Raw genomic sequence first — 24,143 nt, forward strand, 5'->3', positions numbered from 1 at the left:
CGAGGGTGTGCATTCCCGTGCCGGATGAGGCCTGGCCGGACGGTCCGATCGTGCTCTGCGTCGAGTGGATGTTTCCGGAGCATCTGGTCCGCACGGCCGCTGATCTCGCGAGCGGGCTGGGACAGCACCTTGTCTGCGCCTTTGTAGACCCCTCCAGTTTCCTGACGGAATGGGAGCCGGACGGCATCCGGACGGCGCATTCACTCGACCCGGTGGTGAAAGAAGAGACCGATTTTCCGTCCGGGCAGCTGCTGCGGAACCTTGAAGCGGTCCTCGGACAGCCCGGGGAGTCGTGGTCCTTCCGCGTCCTCAACGGAGACGTCGCCAAGGCCCTTGGCCGTCTGGCGGACAACGTCGGCGCATCCTTGCTGGTCGTGGGCGCCGAGCGACCTGGTGCCTTGGCGTGGATAGACAGGCTCCTCGAAGGATCGGTTGCCGCGGCCCTGGTCAGCCGCCGGGAGTGGCCGGTCCTCATCATTCCGGACGCCACCGCGTAGCCCCGCCCGCGTCCGTTCCGCAGCGGGAAACGGGGGTCACCGGATGATGCGACCATCGTGGATGACAGTCCTCGGCCTGTTCTGGTCCCAGAGAACTTCCGGGTCCGCAAAGGGGTCGCCATCCAGGATCACGGCATCGCCTGCCATCCCGGAGCTGATGCCCCCGATGCTTGGATCCTGAAGGAGTTCCGCGTTTACTGAGGTCAGTGACCTCAGCGTCTCCAGGACGCCTGCCGCCTCAATCTGAAGCCGAATGCCGACGAGCTGATCGTCCTCGAGGTCCCCCATCAGGTCGGATCCGAAGCCGACTTTGACTCCGGCCTGCAGGGCCAGTTCCACAGCGACCTTCCCGGCCTCAAGTACCTCGGCGTTCTTGGCCTGGGATACGGGGTTCAGACCCAGATCTGCTCCCCTTCTGCTCATGGCATCGTAGGCGGCAAGCGTCGGCACCAGGAAGCTCCCGCGCTCGGCCATCAGCTGCGCGGTGTCCCGGTCCAGGAGATTCCCGTGTTCTATGGAACGTACCCCGTTTTCCACTGCATGCCTGATTGCCTCGGGCGAATACGCATGGGCCGCCACGTAGCTCTTGCGCCGGGTGGCCTCGTCCACCACCGCCCGGACTTCTTCCGCTGAATACTGCGGCAGCCGGATGGGATCCGTCAGGGACACGACCCCTCCGGAGGCCATGATCTTGATGGCGTGGCTTCCCGTGCGGAACCGTTCACGGACTGCCTTGCGCAGATTGTCCACTCCGTCCACTACGGCACACATGTGACCGTGATCGAAGCAGACGTCCAGGTCCGCGGACCGAGGATCGCCATGGCCGCCGGTCTGGCTGAGTGCAGGGCCCGTGTAGTAGTACCTCGGCGCCGTGACCAGGCCGCTATGGATGGCGCGGGCCAGCCCCCTGTCCCCGCCAGCCACATCGCGCACGGTAGTGAATCCCCGCCGCACTGCGGCGCCCAACCGGCGCGCCCCCACCAAGGCTGCGTAGCTCAGGAGCGAGCGCTCAACCTCAAGGCCGCCCAGTCCCACGGCGTACGCGTGAAAATGTGCATCGATGAGACCGGGCACCACCACCCTGCCGCCGGCGTCAATCACCTCACCTTCGGGGATGACGTCGCCGATCTCCTGAATAAGCCCGTCCCGGAACACGATGGATCCTCGCGCCAGCTCGGGCGAATGTCCGTCAAAGATCCGGGCATTCTGGATGGTCAGAGAGGGTGCGTTGGTCATGGTGACAACTCCTCGGGAGGGACGTTGGTGGTTGCGGCAACTCGTCGGATCGGCGCCCTAGGTGCCGGCCGGCTCAGTGGAACCGCGCACGATCAGTGAACTTTGGAGGATCAGCTGGGGCTCTTCCAGGCCGTTGCCCTCCATGAGCCGGCGGAGCTGTTCGCCGGCCTTGGCCCCCAGGGCGTCGCCGGGCAGGTGGACGCTGGTCAGACCCGGGCTGGACGTGGCCGAGTACGGCAGGTCGTCGAAGCCTGCCACGGCCAGTTCCTGCGGAATGCGGACACCGGCCACCCGGGCTTCCTGCAGCACCCCGTAGGCATGGGTGTCGGTGGCGCAGACGACGGCGGTCACGCCATCCCGCTGCCAGGCCGGCCACGCCGCGGCGAACGCTGACGCGGCCGCGCCCACGTCAATGGTGGTGCCGATGACATGGTCCGGTGCCACGGTGATGCCCAGTGCGGCGGACTCGGCCAGGAACGCCGCCCGGCGGATCTCGAAGGTCGCGGTGCCGGTCACGCTGTCCACGTACGCCGCCCGTTCGTGTCCGGCGTCCGCCAGGTGACGGGCCAGCAGGCGGGCTCCATGGCCGACGTCGAGGTTCACCGAGGGGGCGAAGGACTCCAGGCCCGGGGCGTCCAGCAGGACCAGCGGTCCCGCGACGGACAGCTCGTCCAGGAACGCCGCGCTGGGCGCGTCCACCAGCAGCCCGGCCGGCCGCAGGGCCAGCAGCCGGCGGACGTCGTCGACGCGCGGAAACTCCCCGGCGTCCGTGACGGAGAGCAGCAGCTGGTAGTCGGCGCCCAGAGAGCCGCGGACGCCGGCAATGACCTTGGCGAAGAACGGGTTGGAGATGTCCGGGGCCACGAGAATGACGATCGAACTGATGCCCTTGGCCAGGGAACTGCCGATGCTGTCGACCACGTAGCCGAGTTCGGCAATGGCTTCCTGGACCCGCGAAATGTTGTCCTCCGACACCCTCCCCCGCGTTTTTCCGTTGGCCACGAGGGAGACCGTTGCGGTGGAGACCCCGGCCCGCGCGGCCACCATGGCCGCAGTGACGCGCGGGGTGCGCCCCCGAAGTTCTTGCACGCGATCGCCGGATTCCATACCTCGATCGTATCCGGGCGCGGCGGGATGTATGCGCCGCAATACATCAAGCGCTTGACGTAATGAACGTTAAGCGCTTGACGTATCTCCCGGCAGAGTGCCAAACTCTCACTGAACGCTTTAGTGCACCGCCCCGGCGGACCCCCAACGACGTGGAGATATACGTGGATCCCATCACCTTGAAACCGGAACGTCGGAAGATCATCCTGGACTGCGACCCGGGACATGACGACGCCGTGGCCATGCTGCTGGCTCACGGCAACCCGGACATTGAGCTCCTGGCCGTCACAACGGTCGTCGGCAACCAGACCCTCGAGCGGGTCACCCGCAACGCCCTCTCGGTCGGCACGATTGCCGGCATCACCGGTGTCCCCTTCGCCGCCGGCTGCGATCGGCCGCTGGTCCGCAGCATCGAAACCGCCCCGGACATCCACGGCGAGAGCGGCATGGACGGCCCCGCCCAGCCAGAATCGAGCATCGAACTGGACCCCCGCCACGCCGTCGACCTCATCATCGACACCGTCATGGCGCACGAGCCCGGCACCGTGACCCTGGTGCCCACGGCCGGACTGACCAACATCGCCATGGCGGCCCGCAAGGAACCGCGCATCGTGGAACGCGTGAAGGAAGTCGTTCTCATGGGCGGCGGCTACCACGTGGGCAACTGGAGTGCCGTGTCCGAATTCAACATCATCATCGACCCCGAGGCCGCACACATCGTCTTCAACGAGCCCTGGCCGGTGGTCATGGTGGGCCTGGACCTCACGCACCAGGCCCTGGCGACCCCCGAGGTCGTGGAAAAGATCGCTGCCGTGGGCACCCGGCCCGCCCAGTTCGTGCTGGAACTGATGGAGTTCTTCACCAAGACGTACAAGGACGCCCAGGGCTTTGACTACCCTCCCGTCCACGACCCCTGCGCGGTGGCCTACGTCATCGATCCCACCGTCATGACCACCCGCAAAGTGCCGGTGAACATCGAACTGCAGGGCCAGCTGACGCTCGGCATGACCGTGGCCGATTTCCGGGCCCCGGCGCCGGCGGACTGCCACACCTCCGTGGCCGTGGAACTCGACCACGGGAAATTCTGGGACCTCGTCACGGACGCCCTGGTGCGCATCGGCGACGTCGACCCGTCCGCCGCCGTCAGCGTCGACGCAGGAGCAGCCAACTCATGAGCACCCTGACCTACGAACCCAAGACCACGCGGCGAAGCGTCACTGCGCTCACGGCCGCACTGCTGACCGCCTGCGTTGCCTTCCAGCTCAACGCCTCCATGCTCAGCCCCGCCCTGGTCACGATGGGCACCGAACTGCACACGGACCAGGCCGTGATCGGCCTGTCCCAGACCTGGTTCTTCACCGCCGCAGCACTGTTCTCCCTCTTCCTGCCACGCCTGAGCGACATTGTGGGACGCAAGAAAATCCTGCTGGGCATGATGGTGATGATGGCCGTCGGCTCCCTGATCGCAGCCATGGCCCCGGACATCACGTGGCTCTTCGTCGGCCGCATCGTCCAGGGGGTCAGCGGCCCCACCGTGCCGCTGTGCCTGATCATGCTGCGCTCGGCCGTCAGCGACCCGCGCAAGTACGGCGCCCTGATGGGCCTCATCACCGCCGTCAACGGCGGGGTTGCCGGCGTGGACTCGTTTGTGGGCGGCTACTTCGCCGAACACTTCGGGTTCCGCAGCATATTCTGGCTCATGGTCGCCCTGGCAGTCCTGGCCGCGGCTCTCGTCGCTGTCCTGGCCGGCGAAAGCAAGCCGGCAGTCGGCACCAAAATGGACTGGCCCGGCGTGTTCTTCATCGTGATCGCGGTCGGCGCCCTGCTGACCGCCCTCAACGAAGCCTCGAAACTGGTCAGCGCATTTTCTGCCGGCACACTCACCCTGGCCATCGCCTTGGTCGCCGTGGCCGCGATCGCCTTCTGCGGTTTCTGGATCGTGGAAAAGCGGACCCCGCAGCCGATGGTGGAAACCGCGCACCTGCGCCGGCGCTCCACCTGGGCGCCCTTGTTGACCACCACCCTGACGATGACCGGCGTCTTCGCGGTCATCAACGGGATCGTTCCCGCCTACGTGCAGGCCACTGCCCCCGGCTTCGGCGTGGGCCCCACCGAGATGTCGCTGATCATCCTCACCCCCTATGCCCTGCTGGGCTGGATCGTCGGCCCGATCACCGGCCGGCTGGCCCCGGTTCTTGGCTACACCAAGGTTCTGCGGATCGGCATGGCCGGCAGCGTCGTGGCCCTGGCCATCATTGCCTTCTTCGGCCTCAGCAGCCTGCCCATGATGATTGCCGGAACAGCGTTGCTGGGCATCATGTACGCGGGCACAGTCAACATCATGCTCAACGGCCTGGGCGTTGTCCTCTCCCCCGAAGGCAACCCCGGCTTCCTCCCCGGCATGAACGCCGGCGCGTTCAACCTGGGTGCGGGCCTGAGCTTTCTGGTCCTCCCGGCGGCGCTCGTGGCCTCCTCCGCGTTGGGCGACGCCCAGGCTTCCTACCTGACCGCGATCGCGGTGGGCCTTATCATCACCGTGGCGGCATTTGCTGCTTCACTGCTGATTCCCAAGCCCGTGGAAGCTGAGGCGAAGTGACCATCGCGACCCCTGCCCCGATCGTCGTCGTCGGCTCGCTGAACGCGGACCTGACCATCTACTGCGAGCGGCTACCGCTTCCCGGCGAAACGGTGCACGGGAACGGTTTTGCGGTGAATCCGGGAGGCAAGAGCGCCAACCAGGCCGTCGCCGCGAGCAAGCTCGGCGGCCGGGTCGTCCTGATCGGCGCGGTCGGCGACGACGCCAACGGCACCATGCTCCTGGCCTCCACCGCCGGGGCGGGCGTGGATGTCTCCCGCGTCCGCCGCTCCCCCGAGGCGGCCACCGGCGTCGCCGTCATCTCCGTGGACGCGAACGGTGAGAACAACATCATCATCTCGGCCGGTGCCAACGGCACGCTGGCGCCGGAGGATGTTGCCGGCTCAGCCGACGTGTTCGAGCGCGCATCGGTGGTGTGCCTGTGCCTCGAGGTTGGCCTCGACACCGTTGAAGCGGCGGCCCGGTTGGGGCACGACGCCGGCGCAACAGTCCTGCTCAACCTGTCGCCTTACGCCGAGATCCCCGCGAGTCTCGCCGGCCTCTGCGACGTTCTGCTCGTGAATGCGCACGAGGCGTCGCTGTTCCTGGGCGGCACCGCCGTGCCCGACGCCGGCGCGGGCACGGCGGCGTGGGCGCCGGTCCGGAGCAGGTTTGCCGATCGCGGACTGCAGCGCGTTGTGGTCACCTTGGGCGCTGACGGCTCCGTGGTCCTGGACTCGGGTGCCGGCGCCGGGGGCCACGTCACCCGGATTGAACCCACCAGGGTCAACGCCACGGACACCACCGGCGCCGGCGACGCCTTCACGGGGGCCGTCGCGGCACGCTTGGCTGCCGGGGAATCGCTCCCGGCCGCTGCCGCCTTCGCCTCGGTTGCCGCCGCCCTGGCAGCGACCAGGAAAGGGACGCAAACGGCCTACCCGGAAGTGGCGGACGTCGAGGCAATGCTGGCGTAGCGGCCGCCCAGCTGGCTGGGAGCGCCACAGGGCCGGGGCCGCTTGGCCGAGCAACCAGCGGCTGCACAGCACAGCCCTTTCAAACTAGGGCGCTGTTGCACTTACCCCAGAAAGGCCCACAATGGTTCGATCGGATAGGAGTATCTGCCGGGCGATGGCGGCCGCGACTTACTGGAGCGTCAGTGGCGAGCGTCTTGACCTTTTCGGCCGGAAAGCAAGCGAACTTGTACCGACTAATGATGGGGCTCCTCGGCATGATCACTTTGCGCAAACACGTCCTCCCCTCAGTCCTCGCGGTGATTCTGCTCTCGACGTCGGCCTGCACCTCCGAGACCGCGGCCGGCACCCCGACCGGCAGCGCGAGCAGCAAGCCCGCCAAATCCGCCAGTGCTGCGCCTTCCCGGCCCGCTGTTCCGCCGCTGGATCCGGTGAGTCCTGTGGACGCGCGTACGGTGCTGGCCGCGTTCAAGTCCCGGGGCATGGTGGACCACCTGAAGGCCCTGCAGCAGGTTGCTGATGCCAATGGCGGCAACCGTGCCTCGGGCACTTCCGGGTATGAGGAATCGGCCCGCTACATCGAGGAGCAGTTGCGGGCTGCCGGGTACTCACCGGTCCGGCAGACCTTCAGCTTCAAAGGGGAGGGACGGGGCAAGCCGAAGGTGGAGTCGTTCAACATCCTGGCCGACACGGAGGGCAGCGCCGAGCGCACCGTGGTGGTGGGCGCGCATCTGGATTCCGTGAAGGACGGTCCGGGAATTGACGATAACGGCAGCGGGGTGGCAGCGGTCCTTGAGACCGCCCGGTGGATGAAGGAGTCCGGGATTACGCCGGCCAATAGGGTCCGGTTTGCGTTCTGGGGCGGGGAGGAGGACGGCCTCTACGGGTCCCAGCACTACGTCGATTCGCTGAGCACGCAGGAGCGCAGCCAGACCCCGGCATACCTGAATGTGGACATGGTGGCCTCGCCCAACGGTGTGCGGTCCGTGCACGACGGCGACGGTACCGATTTCGGCCACGCCGGGCCGGCCGGGTCCAAGGCGATCGAGGACATCTTCTTCCGCTTCTTCAAGGAGAACTCGCTCCCCGCCGAAACCACGCCCTTCGATGGCGGTTCCGACTACGACGCCTTCCTGACGGCCGGCATTCCGGGCGGCGGGCTGTTCACCGGCGATGAGAAGAAGAAAACCCAGGCCCAGGTCCAGGCCTACGGCGGCGAGGCCGGCAAGCATCTGGATCCCTGCTACCACGAGGCCTGCGACACCATCGCGAACACCAACCCGGATCTGCTCAAGGACATGTCCGGCGCCCTCGCCTACGCCACCGCGGCCTACGCGATGGCCAAGCCCGCGTAAGCGCAGAGAGGTCCCCGGCACGGCCACCTCGTGCTGAGGGGCCGCGCCGAGGACCTGTGCTTCCTGACTGCGACAAGTTCCATAAGTTTCGGCTCCGGGTCGCGCTGGCGTTCCCTCCGCCTGCCTGCCGCGCTAGAGGGCCGCGCGGGTGGTGTCCGGGACCGGAAGGTCGGTCGCCTGGGGCATGACAACCTCTATGGTCAAGTCGCTGACGGCGGGAACGTCGAGGAACTTGCGGTGGAACCGCGGGCCGAGGATGGCGTAGGACGCGGCGCTGGCCAGTCCCCCGGCGAGCCAGGACAGGTCCCATCCGCCCAGGGCGACGGCGATGGGTCCCTGCATTGCCGGCACCAGCCCATACATGAACAGCCACGTGGCGTAGATGCCGATGAGCAGAGAGGCGATGCCGGCCGGATTCACGCCCGGCAGGCGTTTGGTGCCGATGGCGTCGAAGAGCCTGTCAGGGTTGCCGGGCCAGCGCTTTTCGATCCAGAAGTAGTGGACCAGCATGACTCCGCCCCAGGCGGCCACCCAGGCGACCAGCCCGATCAGCCAGGCGTCCAGTACGGAGGCAAAATCTTCCTGGAAGATGAAGAAGATTACGGCGGCAAGTGAGAAGACGCCGACGAACAGGTTCAACTTGCGCCTGCTGATGGAGATGTCCAGTGCCTGAGTGGCCACGGAGAAGGTGTAGATGTTCAGGATGTTGGTCGCGATGGGGCCGTGCAGCACCATGAGCAGCACGGGCAGGGCCAGCGCGCCGAAGTTCAGCACGATGAGTTTTCCGGGGTCGATTTCGCCGGTGTTGGTGGCCAGGCTGGCCCCCAGGATGCCCAGCCAGACGACGGGGATGAACTGGCCCAGCACCGAGGCGAGGTAGACCTTACGCTTGGGCACCGAGGTGCTGACGAAGCGGGAGTAATCTGCGGCGTAGGTGAACCAGGTGATGCCCCAGCCGATGCCGATGGCCGTCATGACGGCGCTCATCGCGGCGATGCGTTCGGAGCCTTCCAGGATGTGACCTGCCGGGCCGGCGTAGGTCCAGTTGATCTGCATGCCGAACCAGGCCACTGCCGACATCACGGTCAGGATGATGATGGTCGGCGGGACGGTCCATTTCTCGAACGCGGCGATCGCCTTGTAGCCGAACCAGGCAATGGCCACCTGGGCCGCCATGATGAAGGTGGCGATGCCGATCTTCCACGCATAGTTGTGGGCCTCCGGGTCAACCCAGCCCAAGGTTCCGAACAGCGCCATGACCAGGTCCAGGATGATCCAGGTGTTGACTGCGCACCAGCCGATCACCAGAAGGGCCTGGATGGCCGCCGGCAGGTAGTTTCCGCGCCGCCCGAAGGCTGCGCGGGCCAGCACCATGCCGGTCGCTCCCGTCTTTTGGCCCAGAAGGACAAAGCACCCGAAGAGCAGCATGCCGATCAGGTTTCCAAGGACAAGAACGGTGACGGTGTCCGCGAACCCCAGCCCGAGCTGGATGCCGAGCGCACCGAGCACCCAGTTGATCGGGGCGAGGTTGGCGCCGGCCCAGATCCAGAACTGGCCGGACACCTTGCGGGTGCGCTCTGATTCGGGGATGGGGTGAAGCCACGCTTCGTGGTCTTCGCTGGCCGCTGGTGCGGTGCCGGCCGAAACCAAGGGGGATTTTTCACGCATTGGAGCCTCCGTGAGCGATTGGGGTGCTTCAAGATTATGTGGCACATGCCACATCCGCCTATATATGATGTGTCTAGTTAATGGTTGCTTTACGCGACGGAGTGTCATGTCAATACGTCTTCAAGATGTCCTGCACCACCCGACGCTGGCGGCCGCCGATCCCGTCGTCCGGGCGGCCAGCAGCAGAGCTGCCCGGACCCAGCTCCGGTGGGTGCACTCGAGCGAGATTCTGGACATCGCTCCCCTGCTCGACGGCGGTGAGCTTCTGCTGACGGGAGGCGAGGCCCTCGCTCTCGCCTCTGAGGACCGGCGGGTCGCTTACATCCACCAGCTGGCAGAGCGGGGAGTGGCGGCCTTGGCCATCGAAACCGGCGTCGCTCTTCCTTCGCTCCCGTCCTTGATGGTGTCAGCCGCCGAGGCAGCCGGGCTTCCTCTGATCGAGCTCCGCAAGGTGGTGCCGTTTGTCAGTGTTATGCAGGCCATCAACTCGTCCCTGGTCAGCGAGTCGGTGTCCCAATTGCGGCGGGCAGACGAAGCCAGTCACGCGATGGCCGTTGAGCTGGCACATGGCGGCAGCCTGGACCGGATTCTGGCCGTACTCGCCGGAATCACGCACGCCGAGGTGGCCCTCGCTTCCCTTACAGGTGTGACCCTGGCCAGTGCAGCGCCAGAGAACACCGTTGTCGGCGACACAGTCGGCGGCTCTATCCCCGCGCCGCAAGAACATGCTCGTCTGATCCGGATCGATGTGCCCGTGCGCGGAATCCTTGCGGCTCAGCTGGTGCTCCGGGTCCCGGCGGACGAGGATGAGAACCTCGCGCGGACTGCCGGCAAACGTTCCGTGGATATCCTGGCCCTGGCCATGCTGCAGCGGATGTCGCCCGGGCTGCGGGAGGTTGCAGGAGCTGCCTTGATCCGGGCGGTGGATTCCGGCAGCCAGCCGTGGAGGCTTCAACAGCTGGCCTCGGCAGCAGGAATTCCGGCCTCCGCGCCGCTCGCGGCTGTGGTGGTCCGCTCGGATCTCTCGCAACAGTTGCGTTCGTCGGTGGAGCAGCTTCTGGCACGGGCGGCACGGTTCCATGCGAGCTATGTCGACAACGCCGAGCTTCTCGCAATAGTCGGCTTGGCAGGGGATGCCCCGGAAGAGAGCCGGCAGAGGCTCCTGGCCGCCCTGCTGGAGCTTCCGGCCATAGATGGAATGCAGGCCGCGGTGGGACCACTGGCGACCGGAATCTCGGACGCTCCCTGGTCGCTGTCCGAAGCCAAGCTCACCCTGGAATTGGCCGCCTCGCGGGAAAAATCCGGTCCCGGCGGCGGGCCCCATCCGGTGGTCGACGCGGAGGCATTCGCAGTGGAACGTCTTTCCGTCCAGTCTCTGGATCCCGATCAGCGGCGCACCTTCGTGCGCCAGCAACTGGGCGCGCTCCTGGATCATGATGCGCAACGCCATTCGCGACTTCTCGACACACTGGCGGTGTGGATGGATTCCGGGTGCAACACGGCCCACGCAGCCCGGGAGCTGCACGTGGAGCGGCAGTCCATGCACCAGCGGCTGCGGCGGATCTTCGATCTATGCGGCGGCGACCCCCGCACCACGGGCCGGCTGGCTGCACTGCATCTGGCGGCCAGGCTGGCCCGGCTCAGTTGAAGCTGGTGCGGAAGCGGGTGCGGTTGTGCGGGCGCGTTAGTTCTTGCTCTGGGGCGCGCGTCCGCCCAGGCGTGTGGTGACCTTGTGGGCCGCGGCGGCGCATGCTTCCCCCAGGCTCTGCAGCCTTTCCCGTGAAACGCGGAACCGGGGTGCCGAGATCAGGACGGCCGCCACGATGTCACCGCGGTGGTCGTAGACGGGGGCGGCAACGCCCACTTCGTCGATCGATGATTCGCCGTAGTTGATGGCCCACCCGCGGCCCGTCACATCCTTGAGCTTGATCTGGTAGCCGTCCAGGCCGGCGTCGTCGAGTCCCGGATAGCTGATCGCTCCGCTGCGCAGCAGCGTCCGGACACGTTCTGACTGCTCGGCGGACAGGAAGACTTGAACGGAGGCGCTCATGGCGTCCGTGTACCGGGCACCCAGCGGGGTGGTGTGTTTGATCTGGTGGTGGCTGGCGATCTGTTCCACGCACATCGATTCGGCGCCGTTCCACACCATGAGGGCGCTGGTTTCGCCGGTCTGTTCGGTGAGTTCGCGCAGGACCGGGTAGGCCACGCGCCGTTCTTCCAGCTCGGCCAGCAGCGGTCCGGCGACGGCGATCAGTCCCAGCCCCAGCCGGAAGCGGCGGCTCTCCGGGTCCCGTTCCACCAGGTGTTCCTGTTCGAAGGTGGCCAGGATCCGGGAAACGGTGCTCTTGTGCAGGCCGACCCGGTTGGCGATCTCGGTGACGCCGAGCAGTGGCTCGTCGGCGGTGAATGTTCGCAGCACGGCGATGGCGTTGACTATGACGGAGGTGCCCTTGGTGTCGCCGTTGCCGGTGGTTTCGGGAGAGTCTGCTGGGGTCATGGTGTCTACCATCATTCCGTATGAGGGCCGGGAAGCGGCGCCACGGTGGATGTGGCGCCGCTTCTGCTGTCGGCCCCCTTTTTTGGGGGGTGTGGTGCGGTTAGGCGCCGATGATGTTGTATTCGGGGCCGAAGGGGAACTTCGTGATGTTCTCGGCTCCGTCCTGGCCGACCACGAGGATGTCGTGCTCGCGGTAGCCGCCGGCGCCGGGCTGGCCGTCCAGGACGGTGATCATGGGCTCCATGGAGACCACCATGCCGGGCTCCAGCACGGTGTCGATGTCCTCGCGGAGTTCCAGTCCGGCTTCCCGGCCGTAGTAGTGGCTCAGGACGCCGAAGGAGTGGCCGTAGCCGAACGTCCGGTTGGCCAGCAGGCCGTGGCCGACGTAGATCTCGTTCAGCTCGGCGGCGATGTCCTTGCAGACAGCTCCGGGCTTGATGAGCTCAAGGCCGCGCTTGTGGACTTCCACGTTGATGTTCCAGAGCTCGAGGGAGCGGGCGTCGGGTTCGCCGTAGAACAGGGTGCGTTCCAGTGCGGTGTAGTAGCCGGAGGTCATCGGGAAGCAGTTCAGGGACAGGATGTCGTGTTCCTGGATCTTGCGGGTGGTGGCCCAGTTGTGGGCGCCGTCGGTGTTGATGCCGGACTGGAACCATACCCAGGTGTCACGGATTTCCGAATCCGGGAAGGTCCGGGCGATTTCGTGAACCATGGCCTCGGTGCCGATCAGGGCGACCTCGTACTCGGTGATGCCGGCGGTGATGGCGTTGCGGATGGCCTCGCCGCCCAGGTCCCCGATCCGGGCACCGTGCTTGATGACCTCGATCTCCTCGGCCGACTTGATCATCCGCTGGCGCATGGCGGCCTGGGCGACGTCCACCAGGGTGGCCCCGGCGAAGGCCGCCTGGATCTTGTTGCGGTTGTCCAGCGGGAGCGAATCGTCTTCGACGCCGAGCCTGCGGGGGTTGATGCCGCGGGTGCGCAGGGCCTCCTGGATGGCGAAGATGTAGTTGTCCCGGCGCCAGTCCGTGTAGACCACGTTGTCGCCGTAGCTGCGGCGCCACGGCATGCCGGCGTCGATGTTGGCCGTGACGGTCACGGTGTCGTCCTTGGTGACCACCATGGCGTAGGAGCGGCCGAAGTACGTGAAGAGGAAATCGGAGTAGTACTTGATGGAGTGGTAGCTGGTCAGGACGACGGCGTCCAGGTCCTTCTCTGCCATGATCCGGCGCAATCCGCCGAGCCGGCGCTCAAATTCAGCATTGGAGAAGGTCAGCTTCTCCTTCTGCCCGTTGTGCAGAACTTTCAGACGCTCCAGCTCGGCGATGGACGAAGCGTTGTCGGACGTGGTGATGCTCATTATGGTGGTGCCTTTCTGCAGTGCTGTTCTTTAGAGGGGAAATTTAGAGGCCGGCCGGGGCTACTCGTGGCGCAGCGGTTCCTTGCTGGTTTCACGGGAGAGCACGACGGCAATCAGGGAGACTGCCGCGGCGCCGGCCAGGTACCAGGCCGGAGCCAGGGCGTTGGCCGTCGCGGCGATCAGGAGGGTCGCCATGAAGGGTGCGGTGCCGCCGAAGAGGGCGTTGGAGAGATTGAAGCTGACGGCGAAGCCGCTGTAGCGGACGCGGGTGGGGAACATTTCCGCCAGGAAGCTCGGGAGTGTGCCGTCATTGAGCGTGAGCATGCCGCCCAGCAGGATCTGGACCAGGACGATCACCAGGAAGTTCCCCGTGCCCAGCAGGGCGAAGGCCGGAACGGTCAGCACCATGAAGCTCAGGGATGCTGAAATGAGGACTTTCTTCCGGCCGTAGCGGTCCGAGAGCATTCCGGTCAGGAAGATGAACCCGATGTAGGTCACCAGCGCGATGGTGGTGGCCAGGAAGGATTCGGCTGCGCCGAGGCCAAGTTCCGAGGACAGGTACGTGGGCATGTAGCTGAGGATCACGTAGAAGCCGACGGCGTTGAGCAGCACGGCTCCGACCGCCTTGAGCAGCAGCCGCCAGTGCTTCCGGAACAGGCTGGAGACCGGCGCCTTGATGGCGTGGTCCTCTTCCGCCAGTTCGCGGAACACCGGGGTGTCTTCGAGCTTGGTGCGGATGTAGCGTCCGATCAGGCCCATCGGGGCTGCGAGCAGGAACGGCAGGCGCCACCCCCAGCTCTGCATGGCCTCGGCGCTGAGCAGGACGGTCAGCAGGCCCGCGAGCAGGGAGCCAAGCAGCAGGCCTGCGGCCGTGCTGGCCGGGACCACCGCGGCGTACAGGCCGCGCTTGTTGGCCGGGGCGTACTCCACCAGGAAGGCGGATGCGCCGGCGTATTCGCCCGAGGCGGAGAAGCCCTGGACGACGCGCACCACCAGGAGCAGGATCGGGGCCCAGATCCCGATGGAGTTGAACCCCGGGATGAGGGCGATGCAGAACGTCGCTCCAGACATGATCAGGATTGACAGCGAAAGCGCTGTCTTGCGCCCCACGCGGTCGCCGATATGGCCCCAAACGAAGCCGCCGAGCGGCCGGACCAGGAACGAGATCGCGAACAGGGCGAACGTCAGCAAGAGCGCGGTCTGGGGACTGGATTCGGGGAAGAAGACCGCCGCGATGGTTGCGGCCAGGTAGCCGTAGACGGCGTAGTCAAACCATTCGACGAAGTTGCCGATGAAGCTGGCGGCGACCACGCGCCGTCGGGTGTCCCGGCTAACTCCGTCACCGTTGCCGGATGCGGCTTGACCGCCCGGGGCGGTTCCGCCGCTCAAGGCGTTGTGTCCGGAGGAAGTACTGCCATGCCCGTTATTCGACTCCGGGCTGGTCGCTCCCGCAAGAGTGGCGGGGGAAGAAGATTCGTTACTCATGTGTCCACCAAAGGGTTTTGGAGTTGCAATCAGTGCAACGCTGTTGCATCAGATTAGGCGTGACCTATGACACAGTCAATGGGTTTTTGTTTCGAGCGCGTGAATTAATTCAAGACAGACTTATTGACCACCCCTCTGAACACCCTGCCCGAGTGCGAATCACAGTTGCGCTCAGTGAGACGTAGTTGCATTGAAAGCGCAGGTCAGGTGCCAGCTTGGGAAAAGCTTGAGCCCTGCGGCAACGCCGTTCCCTCCGGGGCGACGCGGTGGCAGACTGGGTGGACTATCGAGTGACTGGGGGGATCCACGTCAGGAGATCGTCATGGGCATCCGGTTACACATGCACACTGCGGGGCGGCGGCCGGAGGCCACGCCATGATGGCCGGATGGGCCTACCTCATGGCGGCAATCATGACAGTCGACTCGCTCCTACTGGGATTGCTCCTGCTGAACCTGAAGTGGCCGAAGCGCTGGAAGAAGAACGGCTAAAGTTCCCCAAGTCCGTCCCGACACACGAATGCACCGCGGCGACGTGTCGCACTGCGGTGCATTCATGATGCTGCATCGGATCGCGCTCGGCCGGGCGGCCGATTCCCGCTACCCTGAAACGGCCGCCCCGACGGGTTCGCGGACCAACTCGCGGGCGAGGTCGGCGGCCAGGTCTTCGACCACCTGCCCGTACAGCAGTTCGCCCTTGGCGGCGCTGGATCCGGCGGCTGAGGAAAGGCAGCCGGTGGCCGGCGTGCGCTCCGGCACCACAGGGAGCCTGTCGAAGCGCGGCAGGACAGCAGCCGGGCCGTCCACCAAGCGGTCCATGGCAACCCGGGCCGATTCGAGGTGGAGCATGAGCGAAGTTTCCAGGACCCCCCCGTGTTCGATGTCCCACCCCGGGAATCCGTCCGGGTAGACCTCCGTCAGCGTGTCCTGGCTGACAAAGTCCCAGTAGGAGAGCAGCAGCACGCTCTGCTCTGCCCCGGGCTTTAGCCCCAGATCTTCCAGGGCCAGGTCGATCCCCTCATACAGGAACTGGTAGTTTTCGAAGTGGCCGTTGACGAAGACCACGTGCCTGACGCCCTGGTTGAGGAAGGACTTGACCAGGTTGCGCGCCACCCCGATGAGCGTGGCACCATCCAGGCTGGTGGTACCGGAGAGGTGGTTGCCGCCCCCGGATTTCTGCTGCGACTTGTACCCGTACGCGATGGGCTGGGCAACGAGTGCATCCAGGCGCCTGGCGACCCCCTCCGCGAAGTGTGACGACAGAAGGGTGTCAGTTCCCAGCGGCAGGTGCGGCCCGTGCTGCTCCAGGGACCCGACAGGAATGAGGACGACCGCGTCCCCGGAGGCCAGCGCTCCCCGGTATGCGAAGGCGTCCAGGTCTTCGAGAAATACTGACGTGTCCATGTTGGTGGTGCTCCTCGTTCATGGTGTGCCGGGAAGCGGCGCCACGGTGGATGTGGCGCCGCTTCTGCTGTCGGCCCCCTTTTTTGGGGGGTGTGGTGCGGTTAGGCGCCGATGATGTTGTATTCGGGGCCGAAGGGGAACTTCGTGATGTTCTCGGCTCCGTCCTGGCCGACCACGAGGATGTCGTGCTCGCGGTAGCCGCCGGCGCCGGGCTGGCCGTCCAGGACGGTGATCATGGGCTCCATGGAGACCACCATGCCGGGCTCCAGCACGGTGTCGATGTCCTCGCGGAGTTCCAGTCCGGCTTCCCGGCCGTAGTAGTGGCTCAGGACGCCGAAGGAGTGGCCGTAGCCGAACGTCCGGTTGGCCAGCAGGCCGTGGCCGACGTAGATCTCGTTCAGCTCGGCGGCGATGTCCTTGCAGACAGCTCCGGGCTTGATGAGCTCAAGGCCGCGCTTGTGGACTTCCACGTTGATGTTCCAGAGCTCGAGGGAGCGGGCGTCGGGTTCGCCGTAGAACAGGGTGCGTTCCAGTGCGGTGTAGTAGCCGGAGGTCATCGGGAAGCAGTTCAGGGACAGGATGTCGTGTTCCTGGATCTTGCGGGTGGTGGCCCAGTTGTGGGCGCCGTCGGTGTTGATGCCGGACTGGAACCATACCCAGGTGTCACGGATTTCCGAATCCGGGAAGGTCCGGGCGATTTCGTGAACCATGGCCTCGGTGCCGATCAGGGCGACCTCGTACTCGGTGATGCCGGCGGTGATGGCGTTGCGGATGGCCTCGCCGCCCAGGTCCCCGATCCGGGCACCGTGCTTGATGACCTCGATCTCCTCGGCCGACTTGATCATCCGCTGGCGCATGGCGGCCTGGGCGACGTCCACCAGGGTGGCCCCGGCGAAGGCCGCCTGGATCTTGTTGCGGTTGTCCAGCGGGAGCGAATCGTCTTCGACGCCGAGCCTGCGGGGGTTGATGCCGCGGGTGCGCAGGGCCTCCTGGATGGCGAAGATGTAGTTGTCCCGGCGCCAGTCCGTGTAGACCACGTTGTCGCCGTAGCTGCGGCGCCACGGCATGCCGGCGTCGATGTTGGCCGTGACGGTCACGGTGTCGTCCTTGGTGACCACCATGGCGTAGGAGCGGCCGAAGTACGTGAAGAGGAAATCGGAGTAGTACTTGATGGAGTGGTAGCTGGTCAGGACGACGGCGTCCAGGTCCTTCTCTGCCATGATCCGGCGCAATCCGCCGAGCCGGCGCTCAAATTCAGCATTGGAGAAGGTCAGCTTCTCCTTCTGCCCGTTGTGCAGAACTTTCAGACGCTCCAGCTCGGAAATGTTTGATGCAGGGGCGGTGGTGGAGATTGTCACTGGTTATTCCTTTACGTGTGGATGGACTTTAGGGTTGGCGTTTCCGGTTTTCAGGCGACCCGGGCCGGCTCCTGGACCGGGTGCTTGTCTTCGCAAGCGTCGCCGTGCTCGGCCAGCACTGCTTCTTCCTTCAGGTCGAGTCGGATGCCCAGGGGCACACCGGCCCGGATGCGCTTGCGGAAGCGCGGGTAGCCGAGGGCGAAATAGAGGACGGATGAGGTGACGGTTCCGGCGAGCCAGGAGAAGTCGACGCCGCCCATGGCCGTCGCGATGGGACCCTGCAGGGCCGGGACTCCGCCGTACATGAACATCCAGGTCATCAGGATGCCGGCGAAGAACGCGATGAATGCCGACGGGTTCACTGCCTTCAGCGCGGTCGTCTTCGAATCCGTGAACAGGTAGGAGAAGTCCTTGTGGTGGCGCTCGAAGATGAAGTAGTGGACCGCCATGATGCCACCCCAAGTGGCCACCCAGGCCACAATGGCGCCGAGCCAGGAGTCAAGGATCATTGCGAAGTCCTCCGCGAACATGAAGCCGATGACCGCGAACATGGACAGCACCCCCACAATGATCGACAGCTTGCGCCGGGAAATCTTGACGTCCAGCGCCTGGAAGGCGACGCCGAAGGTGTACAGGTTGATGATGTTGGTGGCAATTGGTCCATGGATGACCAAGAGGATGACCGGGATGGCCAGGCTGCCGAAGTTGGAGACAATCAGCTCACCGGGATCGGCCTGTCCGTTCTTGGTGGCGAGGCTGGCGCCGAGGATGCCGAGCCAGACGACGGGCAGGAACTGGCCAAGCACGCTGACCATGAACAACTTGGCAGGCTTGACCTTGCGACTGACGAAACGGGAGTAGTCCGGCGCGTAGGTAAACCACCCGATCCCCCAGCCGATGCCAATGACGGTCATGATCGAGGACATTGCCGCGATACGCGGCAGGCCCTCCAACACGGCTCCGGCCGGCCCGGCGTAGCTCCAGTTGATGTCGAGCTGCGTCCAAGCCACGATCGACATGCCGACCAGGACCAGGATGGTGGGCGGCATGGTGATCCGCTCGAACTTGGAGATGGCACGGTATCCGCGGTAGCAGATGGCCACCTGGACGGTCATGATGACTGCGGCGACGATGATGCGCACCATGATGTTGCGTTCGTGGGGGTCGACCCAGCCGATCATGCCGAAGAGTGCAAGGATCAGGTCCAGGATGACCCAGGTGTTGACTGCTGACCAGCCGATGGCGATGGTGGCCTGGATTGCGGCTGGCAGGTAGGCCCCGCGGCGGCCAAACGCGCCGCGGGCGAGCAGCATGCCGGTGGCCCCGGTCCGCTGGCCGAGGATAACAAAGAACCCGAAGCCGGCCATGCCGATGAGATTACCGACGATCAGCACCAGAAGAGTGTCGCCCAGGCCAAGGCCGAGCTGGATGCCAAGGGCTCCGAGGATCCAGTTGATGGGAGCGACATTGGCCCCGGCCCAGATCCAGAACTGTCCGGAAAGTTTGGTGGTCCGTGCGGATTCCGGGATGGGCTGCAAGACGTCTTCAACCTCGACGGTCGCCGCCTCGTGCGAGCCTTGTTGAGCTTGGTTCATGCTGTGTCTCAATTCACTACGTTGAAATGCAGAACGGGAGTTCATTCAGCTTATGGGTGACCTACGCCACAAAATAGAGACATTATGCTTACACTTAACGCGTAACAGACGACTAAATGTCACCCCAAGACATCGCGTAGTAAAAGGGCCCAAATGATTACGCTTGCAGAAGTACTCGCTTCCGCGCCCATGCTTGCCGCCGACCCGCTGCTCCGCAGCAACGTGCCCGGGACGCTGGAGAGGGCTGTCCGGTGGGTGCATTCCAGCGAGGTGCTCGAGATTGCCCCGCTCCTGCGCGGAGGGGAACTGCTGCTCTCCGGCGGGGAGACGCTGCTGGCGCTGGGCCCTAAGGAGCAGGAGGACTACATCCGCAGCCTTTCAGCACGGCACGTCGCGGCCCTGGCGTTGCAGACCGCCGGTCAGCCCGCCGCTTTGCCGGAGCAGCTGATATCCGCGGCGGACCGGAGCGGCCTGCCTCTGATCGAACTGCGCTCGGTGGCACCCTTTGTGGACATCGCCGAGGCCGTCAACCGGCTGGTGGTCAATGAGCAGGCGGCCGCCCACCTGGTGGTCGACGACGTCTCCCGGCAGATCGCGCGCCAGATCACCGACCGGGGCCCCCACCTTCCGACCATTCTCGAGCTGCTGGCCACCGCACTGGAAGCGGAGGTTTCCCTCGTGGCCCCCGACGGAGTCCTCCTTGGCCACGCAGGCAATGCCGTCGACGACGCGGGCTCCCGGGCCATGGCCGGGATCGTGGTGGGCGGACAGCTTGCGGCACAGTTAACGCTCCGCTCCCGGTCGGATGATCCGCTGCTCCTGGAGCTCGCGGCCGACCGCCTGTCCGGCATTCTGGCGCTGGCCCTCGCACAGGCATTCCGTCCCACCCCGGCCCAAGTGGCCGACGCGCGGCTGCTGGAATCCGTGATCGAGGGCGGCGACGCCGCGACCATCCGGCACCTGTGGCTGCAGGCAGGGCTCCAGCCCGGTCAGGCAGCGGTCATGGCTGTCTTCCGCACAGAGAGCAGGGACGCCAATTTCTCCGCCGTGGAACGTGCGCTGCACATGCGTGGAGTGCACGTGAAGTCCCACTTGTGGGACGGCGAACGCGCGGTGCTGCTCGCCCTGCCGCGGACAGGCGCAAGAGCGGCGCGTGAAGCGCTGATCCGGGCCGCGCGGGACGCCGCGGCCGGCTCGGACACCTGCGGCGCCTTCGGACCAAACGTGAGCGAGGACTTCCGCGCGCACGACTCCTACGTCGAGGCGCAGGAAGCCATGCGGCTTGGGATGCCTGCGGCGGGCGAGGTTGCTGATGCCATGGACCTCCTGGGCCGCCGCATCCTGGCCGCGGTCCCGGACCCGGCATTCATGGACTCTTATGTGGAGTCGGCGCTGGGGGAAGTGCTGGAGTGGGACCGAAAGCATGGCACTGCCTTAATGGCCACCCTGCTGTGCTGGCTCGATTCCGGGTGCAATACGACGGCGTCGGCCGCTTCCTTGAACATTGAACGCCAGACGATGCACAAGCGGCTGAGCAAAATCCAGGCGCTCTTGGGCGGCGACGACCTGCGCACTTCCGGCAGGTTGCTTGGCATCCACATAGCTGCGGCGGCGGCCGCAGCGGGGCCGGCACCACGCCAGCCGGGACGGACTCCCTAGAGCACCTTGCGGATGGTCTCTTCGAAACTCGTGACGTGGTGCAGGGCGAGCTCGGCCGCCTTGTCCGCCTCCCCGGCAGCCACCGCCTTGAGCAGCTCCACGTGCTCGGTGATGTGGCCGCTGACTGAGGGCACCTTGTCCAGAACCAGGCACCAGATGCGGGTCGCCAGGTTGTCGTAGCGGATCAGCGTGTCTTCGAGATGGGGATTGCCGGCGGCGCGGTAAATCAGCCGGTGCACGGTGAGGTCGTAGCGCATGAGGTCCCGGGACTCCCCCGGACTCGGGTCCAGCTCCGCGATGACATCGGCGACATGCAGCAGTTCCCGGCGCATGGCAACACTGGCCCGGGCGGCCGCACGGCGTGCCGCCAGCGGTTCCAGCAATTCCCGGATCTCCGAGACGTCGGCCAGCTCTGTGAAATCCACACTGGTGGCAAATGTTCCCCGGCGCGGATAGGAAACCACCAGGTGGTCCACCTCCAGCCGCTTGATCGCCTCGCGCACCGGCGTGCGGCCGAACCCGAGCTCGATCGCGAGCTGGCCGTCATTGATGGGCTCACCCGGCCGGATCTCGAGCATGATCAGCTTGTCGCGCAGCTGCCGGTAGGCGGCCTCCGCCTGGGATATGGCCTCGTCCTCTGCGGGCGGCAGGGCAGGAAGTGCATTCACGGCGCGGCTCCGTTCCTGGATTCTAAGCGGAAGCCCGGTTCCACTTGGCTTCAGCTATTGACTCTGTTGTGATCCCGATCATACCATTGACCCCACACTGATATATCAGTCACAGCAACAATGGTATTTCAAAGGAGCATCCGTGGTTGAGCAATTGAACGAGCGACTTTCCGCAGTCGATCCCGAGGTCGAACAGGCGGTGGCAAGGGAGCTGGAACGCCAGCAGTCCACCCTGGAGATGATTGCATCCGAGAACTTCGCCCCCGCCTCGGTCATGGAGGCACAGGGCTCGGTCCTGACCAACAAGTACGCCGAGGGCTACCCGGGCAAGCGCTACTACGGCGGCTGCGAACACGTCGATGTGATCGAACAGCTCGCCATCGACCGGGTGAAGGCCCTGTTCGGCGCAGAGGCGGCGAACGTGCAGCCCCATTCCGGCGCGCAGGCCAATGCGGCCGCCATGTTCGCCCTTCTGGAACCGGGCGACACCATCATGGGACTCGCCCTGGCCCACGGCGGCCACCTCACCCACGGCATGCGCATCAACTTCTCCGGCAAGCTCTACAACGTGGTCCCGTATCACGTGAGCGAGCACAACCACCTGGTCGACATGGCCGAGGTCGAGGCCCTGGCACTCGAGCACCGGCCCAAGATGATCGTTGCCGGGTGGTCCGCCTACTCACGGCAACTGGATTTCGCGGAGTTCCGGCGCATCGCCGACCTCGTGGGCGCCTACCTGATGGTCGACATGGCACACTTCGCCGGCCTCGTGGCCGCGGGGCTGCACCCGAACCCCGTCCCCTACGCCGACGTCGTCACCACCACCACGCACAAGACCCTCGGCGGCCCGCGCGGCGGGGTCATCCTGAGCAAGGAGGAGTATGCGCGCAAGATCAACAGCGCCGTGTTCCCCGGCCAGCAGGGCGGCCCGCTGGAACACGTGATCGCGGCCAAGGCCGTGGCCTTCAAGATCGCGGCGTCCGCCGCGTTCAAGGAACGCCAGAACCGCACGCTCGAAGGGGCCAGGATTCTCGCCTCCCGGCTCCTGAAGGACGACGTCGCGGCCGCCGGGATCTCGGTGGTCAACGGCGGCACCGATGTGCACCTGGTCCTGGTGGACCTGCGGCACTCGGAACTGGACGGACAGCAGGCCGAGGACCGGCTGCACCGGATCGGCATCACCGTCAACCGCAACGCCGTCCCGTTCGACCCCCGCCCGCCGATGGTCTCCTCCGGGCTGCGGATCGGCACACCCGCCCTGGCCACCCGCGGCTTCGGTGCCGAGGAGTTCACCGAAGTGGCGGACATCATCGCCTCCGCCCTGACCGCACAGGCCCCGGAGAACGAACTCAGCGACGAAACCGTCGCCGAACTGCGCGGGCGCGTCAGCGCCCTGGCCGCAAAATTCCCCCTCTACCCGCACCTTGGCACCAGCGCAGCGGCAACCGGGCTTGAAGCAGAACTGATTGGAGCAGCACAATGACCACCGAACACCTTCCGGAGCACCCGGACTTCCTCTGGCGCAATCCGGAACCCAAGTCCTCCTACGACGCCGTGATTGTGGGCGGCGGCGGCCACGGGCTGGCCACGGCGTACTACCTGGCCAAGAACCACGGGATGACCAACATCGCCATCCTGGAAAAAGGCTGGCTCGCCGGCGGCAACATGGCCCGGAACACCACCATCATCCGCTCCAACTACCTCTGGGACGAGAGCGCGGCGATCTACGAGCACGCCCTAAAGCTGTGGGAGATCCTGCCGGAAGAACTCGAGTACGACTTCCTGTTTAGCCAGCGCGGGGTCATGAACCTGGCCCACACCCTGGGCGACGTCCGCGAAAGCATCCGCCGGGTCGGGGCCAACAAGCTCAACGGCGTCGACGCCGAGTGGCTGGACCCGCAGCAGGTCAAGGAACTCTGCCCCATCCTGAACATCAACGACAACATCCGCTACCCGGTCATGGGTGCCACTTACCAGCCGCGCGCCGGGATCGCGAAGCACGACCACGTCGCGTGGGCGTTCGCCCGCAAATGCGACGAGCTCGGCGTCGACATCATCCAGAACTGCGAGGTCACGGGCTTCCTCAAGGACGGCAACAAGGTGGTGGGCGTCAAGACCAACCGCGGCACCATCCACACCGAAAAGGTCGGTCTCTGCGCCGCAGGGCACAGCTCAGTGCTGGCGGAAATGGCCGGATTCCGGCTCCCTATCCAATCCCATCCGCTCCAGGCGCTCGTCTCCGAACTCCATGAGCCCGTCCACCCGACGGTGGTCATGTCGAACCACGTGCACGTCTACGTCTCCCAGGCACACAAGGGCGAGCTCGTCATGGGGGCCGGCGTGGACTCCTACAACGGCTACGGCCAGCGCGGCTCATTCCACGTGATCGAACACCAGATGGCCGCCGCCGTCGAACTCTTTCCGATCTTCGCCCGGGCCCACGTGCTCCGGACCTGGGGCGGGATCGTCGACACCACCATGGACGCCTCCCCGATCGTGGGCACCACCCCGGTGGAAAACATGTTCGTCAACTGCGGCTGGGGAACCGGCGGGTTCAAGGGCACACCGGCCGCCGGGCTGACCTTCGCGCACACCATCGCCACCGGAACACCGCACCAACTCAACAAGCCCTTTGCCCTCGAGCGCTTCGAAACCGGCGCCCTGATCGATGAACACGGCGCCGCCGCCGTGGCCCACTAGAAAGAGGTACGGAC

General features: G+C 65.8%; 19 protein-coding genes. 9 read left to right on the forward strand and 10 right to left on the reverse strand.

Going from position 1 to position 24,143, the window contains the following annotated elements:
* Positions 1 to 17 precede the first annotated feature (17 nt).
* Positions 18 to 497 carry a universal stress protein gene (locus ACVWYS_RS18520; RefSeq protein ID WP_456510239.1) on the forward strand — a complete coding sequence of 160 codons (480 nt, stop codon included), beginning with the start codon at positions 18 to 20 and terminating at the stop codon, positions 495 to 497.
* A 36-nt stretch (positions 498 to 533) separates the two neighbouring features.
* Here ACVWYS_RS18520 and ACVWYS_RS18525 read toward each other — a convergent pair whose 3' ends face one another.
* Both ACVWYS_RS18525 and ACVWYS_RS18530 read right to left on the reverse strand, forming a co-directional pair.
* Positions 534 to 1,733 carry a metal-dependent hydrolase family protein gene (locus tag ACVWYS_RS18525; protein ID WP_344361698.1) on the reverse strand — a complete coding sequence of 400 codons (1,200 nt, stop codon included), beginning with the start codon at positions 1,731 to 1,733 and terminating at the stop codon, positions 534 to 536.
* 57 nt (positions 1,734 to 1,790) lie between these two features.
* Positions 1,791 to 2,840, reverse strand: coding sequence for a LacI family DNA-binding transcriptional regulator (locus ACVWYS_RS18530; protein WP_456507787.1), 1,050 nt, complete (start codon positions 2,838 to 2,840; stop codon positions 1,791 to 1,793).
* 152 nt (positions 2,841 to 2,992) lie between these two features.
* Here ACVWYS_RS18530 and uriH point away from each other — a divergent pair, with 152 nt between their 5' ends.
* The 4 genes from uriH (at position 2,993) to ACVWYS_RS18550 (ending at position 7,741) form a co-directional block, all read left to right on the forward strand.
* Positions 2,993 to 4,015 carry a uridine-preferring nucleoside hydrolase UriH gene (gene uriH, locus ACVWYS_RS18535; RefSeq protein ID WP_456510240.1) on the forward strand — a complete coding sequence of 341 codons (1,023 nt, stop codon included), beginning with the start codon at positions 2,993 to 2,995 and terminating at the stop codon, positions 4,013 to 4,015.
* Positions 4,012 to 5,436, forward strand: coding sequence for a uridine transporter UriT (uriT, locus tag ACVWYS_RS18540; protein ID WP_456507789.1), 1,425 nt, complete (start codon positions 4,012 to 4,014; stop codon positions 5,434 to 5,436). Before uriH ends, uriT begins: the two co-directional genes overlap by 4 nt.
* On the forward strand, positions 5,433 to 6,389 hold the full coding sequence (locus ACVWYS_RS18545; RefSeq protein ID WP_456510241.1) for a ribokinase: 957 nt from the start codon (positions 5,433 to 5,435) through the stop codon (positions 6,387 to 6,389). Before uriT ends, ACVWYS_RS18545 begins: the two co-directional genes overlap by 4 nt.
* A 254-nt stretch (positions 6,390 to 6,643) precedes the next feature.
* A complete protein-coding gene (locus tag ACVWYS_RS18550) occupies positions 6,644 to 7,741 on the forward strand; it encodes a M20/M25/M40 family metallo-hydrolase (protein WP_344361712.1) in 1,098 nt (365 codons plus the stop codon).
* Positions 7,742 to 7,873: 132 nt separating this feature from the next.
* Here ACVWYS_RS18550 and ACVWYS_RS18555 read toward each other — a convergent pair whose 3' ends face one another.
* Positions 7,874 to 9,409, reverse strand: coding sequence for a purine-cytosine permease family protein (locus ACVWYS_RS18555; protein ID WP_456510242.1), 1,536 nt, complete (start codon positions 9,407 to 9,409; stop codon positions 7,874 to 7,876).
* A 106-nt stretch (positions 9,410 to 9,515) separates the two neighbouring features.
* Between ACVWYS_RS18555 and ACVWYS_RS18560 the strand changes: the two genes are divergently transcribed.
* Positions 9,516 to 11,057, forward strand: coding sequence for a PucR family transcriptional regulator (locus ACVWYS_RS18560; RefSeq protein ID WP_344361718.1), 1,542 nt, complete (start codon positions 9,516 to 9,518; stop codon positions 11,055 to 11,057).
* A 36-nt stretch (positions 11,058 to 11,093) separates the two neighbouring features.
* On the opposite strand, the gene ACVWYS_RS18565 is transcribed toward ACVWYS_RS18560, so the two are convergent.
* From ACVWYS_RS18565 to ACVWYS_RS18590, 6 genes are all read right to left on the reverse strand, one after another.
* On the reverse strand, positions 11,094 to 11,906 hold the full coding sequence (locus tag ACVWYS_RS18565) for an IclR family transcriptional regulator (protein ID WP_456510243.1): 813 nt from the start codon (positions 11,904 to 11,906) through the stop codon (positions 11,094 to 11,096).
* Between the two features lie 100 nt (positions 11,907 to 12,006).
* A complete protein-coding gene (locus tag ACVWYS_RS18570; RefSeq protein WP_116765361.1) occupies positions 12,007 to 13,263 on the reverse strand; it encodes an aminopeptidase P family protein in 1,257 nt (418 codons plus the stop codon).
* Between the two features lie 60 nt (positions 13,264 to 13,323).
* Complete coding sequence (locus tag ACVWYS_RS18575; RefSeq protein WP_202615747.1) at positions 13,324 to 14,748, reverse strand: MFS transporter; 1,425 nt, start codon at positions 14,746 to 14,748, stop codon at positions 13,324 to 13,326.
* Between the two features lie 597 nt (positions 14,749 to 15,345).
* Complete coding sequence (locus ACVWYS_RS18580) at positions 15,346 to 16,149, reverse strand: creatininase (RefSeq protein WP_344363794.1); 804 nt, start codon at positions 16,147 to 16,149, stop codon at positions 15,346 to 15,348.
* 101 nt (positions 16,150 to 16,250) lie between these two features.
* Positions 16,251 to 17,507: an aminopeptidase P family protein gene (locus tag ACVWYS_RS18585; protein ID WP_456507795.1), complete on the reverse strand. Its 1,257-nt coding sequence runs from the start codon at positions 17,505 to 17,507 to the stop codon at positions 16,251 to 16,253.
* A gap of 50 nt (positions 17,508 to 17,557) precedes the next feature.
* Entirely contained in the window at positions 17,558 to 19,102 is a 1,545-nt protein-coding gene (locus ACVWYS_RS18590; RefSeq protein WP_116766464.1) for a purine-cytosine permease family protein, read from the reverse strand.
* Between the two features lie 153 nt (positions 19,103 to 19,255).
* Between ACVWYS_RS18590 and ACVWYS_RS18595 the strand changes: the two genes are divergently transcribed.
* On the forward strand, positions 19,256 to 20,761 hold the full coding sequence (locus ACVWYS_RS18595; RefSeq protein ID WP_344365279.1) for a PucR family transcriptional regulator: 1,506 nt from the start codon (positions 19,256 to 19,258) through the stop codon (positions 20,759 to 20,761).
* Here ACVWYS_RS18595 and ACVWYS_RS18600 read toward each other — a convergent pair.
* Positions 20,758 to 21,429 (reverse strand): GntR family transcriptional regulator, encoded by a 672-nt coding sequence (locus ACVWYS_RS18600; protein WP_116766462.1) that lies wholly within the window; start codon positions 21,427 to 21,429, stop codon positions 20,758 to 20,760. The genes ACVWYS_RS18595 and ACVWYS_RS18600 overlap by 4 nt on opposite strands.
* 142 nt (positions 21,430 to 21,571) lie before the next feature.
* On the opposite strand from ACVWYS_RS18600, the gene glyA reads away from it, so the two are divergent.
* Positions 21,572 to 22,912, forward strand: a complete 1,341-nt coding sequence (glyA, locus tag ACVWYS_RS18605) for a serine hydroxymethyltransferase (RefSeq protein ID WP_456510244.1) — start codon at positions 21,572 to 21,574, stop codon at positions 22,910 to 22,912.
* Positions 22,909 to 24,129, forward strand: a complete 1,221-nt coding sequence (locus tag ACVWYS_RS18610) for a sarcosine oxidase subunit beta family protein (RefSeq protein WP_344365271.1) — start codon at positions 22,909 to 22,911, stop codon at positions 24,127 to 24,129. Before glyA ends, ACVWYS_RS18610 begins: the two co-directional genes overlap by 4 nt.
* The last annotated feature ends 14 nt before the right edge of the window (positions 24,130 to 24,143 follow it).

Source organism: Arthrobacter sp. TE12231 (assembly GCF_054062895.1).

What these genes read in the sequence shown, in the direction of transcription:
- ACVWYS_RS18565 (WP_456510243.1), bottom strand. Translation starts at nt 11,906, where the DNA reads ATGACCCCAGCAGACTCTCCCGAAACCACCGGCAACGGCGACACCAAG.
- ACVWYS_RS18555 (WP_456510242.1), bottom strand. Translation starts at nt 9,409, where the DNA reads ATGCGTGAAAAATCCCCCTTGGTTTCGGCCGGCACCGCACCAGCGGCC.
- ACVWYS_RS18575 (WP_202615747.1), bottom strand. Translation starts at nt 14,748, where the DNA reads ATGAGTAACGAATCTTCTTCCCCCGCCACTCTTGCGGGAGCGACCAGC.
- ACVWYS_RS18570 (WP_116765361.1), bottom strand. Translation starts at nt 13,263, where the DNA reads ATGAGCATCACCACGTCCGACAACGCTTCGTCCATCGCCGAGCTGGAG.
- uriT (WP_456507789.1), top strand. Translation starts at nt 4,012, where the DNA reads ATGAGCACCCTGACCTACGAACCCAAGACCACGCGGCGAAGCGTCACT.
- ACVWYS_RS18595 (WP_344365279.1), top strand. Translation starts at nt 19,256, where the DNA reads ATGATTACGCTTGCAGAAGTACTCGCTTCCGCGCCCATGCTTGCCGCC.
- ACVWYS_RS18610 (WP_344365271.1), top strand. Translation starts at nt 22,909, where the DNA reads ATGACCACCGAACACCTTCCGGAGCACCCGGACTTCCTCTGGCGCAAT.
- ACVWYS_RS18560 (WP_344361718.1), top strand. Translation starts at nt 9,516, where the DNA reads ATGTCAATACGTCTTCAAGATGTCCTGCACCACCCGACGCTGGCGGCC.
- ACVWYS_RS18580 (WP_344363794.1), bottom strand. Translation starts at nt 16,149, where the DNA reads ATGGACACGTCAGTATTTCTCGAAGACCTGGACGCCTTCGCATACCGG.
- ACVWYS_RS18590 (WP_116766464.1), bottom strand. Translation starts at nt 19,102, where the DNA reads ATGAACCAAGCTCAACAAGGCTCGCACGAGGCGGCGACCGTCGAGGTT.
- ACVWYS_RS18530 (WP_456507787.1), bottom strand. Translation starts at nt 2,840, where the DNA reads ATGGAATCCGGCGATCGCGTGCAAGAACTTCGGGGGCGCACCCCGCGC.
- ACVWYS_RS18525 (WP_344361698.1), bottom strand. Translation starts at nt 1,733, where the DNA reads ATGACCAACGCACCCTCTCTGACCATCCAGAATGCCCGGATCTTTGAC.
- ACVWYS_RS18550 (WP_344361712.1), top strand. Translation starts at nt 6,644, where the DNA reads ATGATCACTTTGCGCAAACACGTCCTCCCCTCAGTCCTCGCGGTGATT.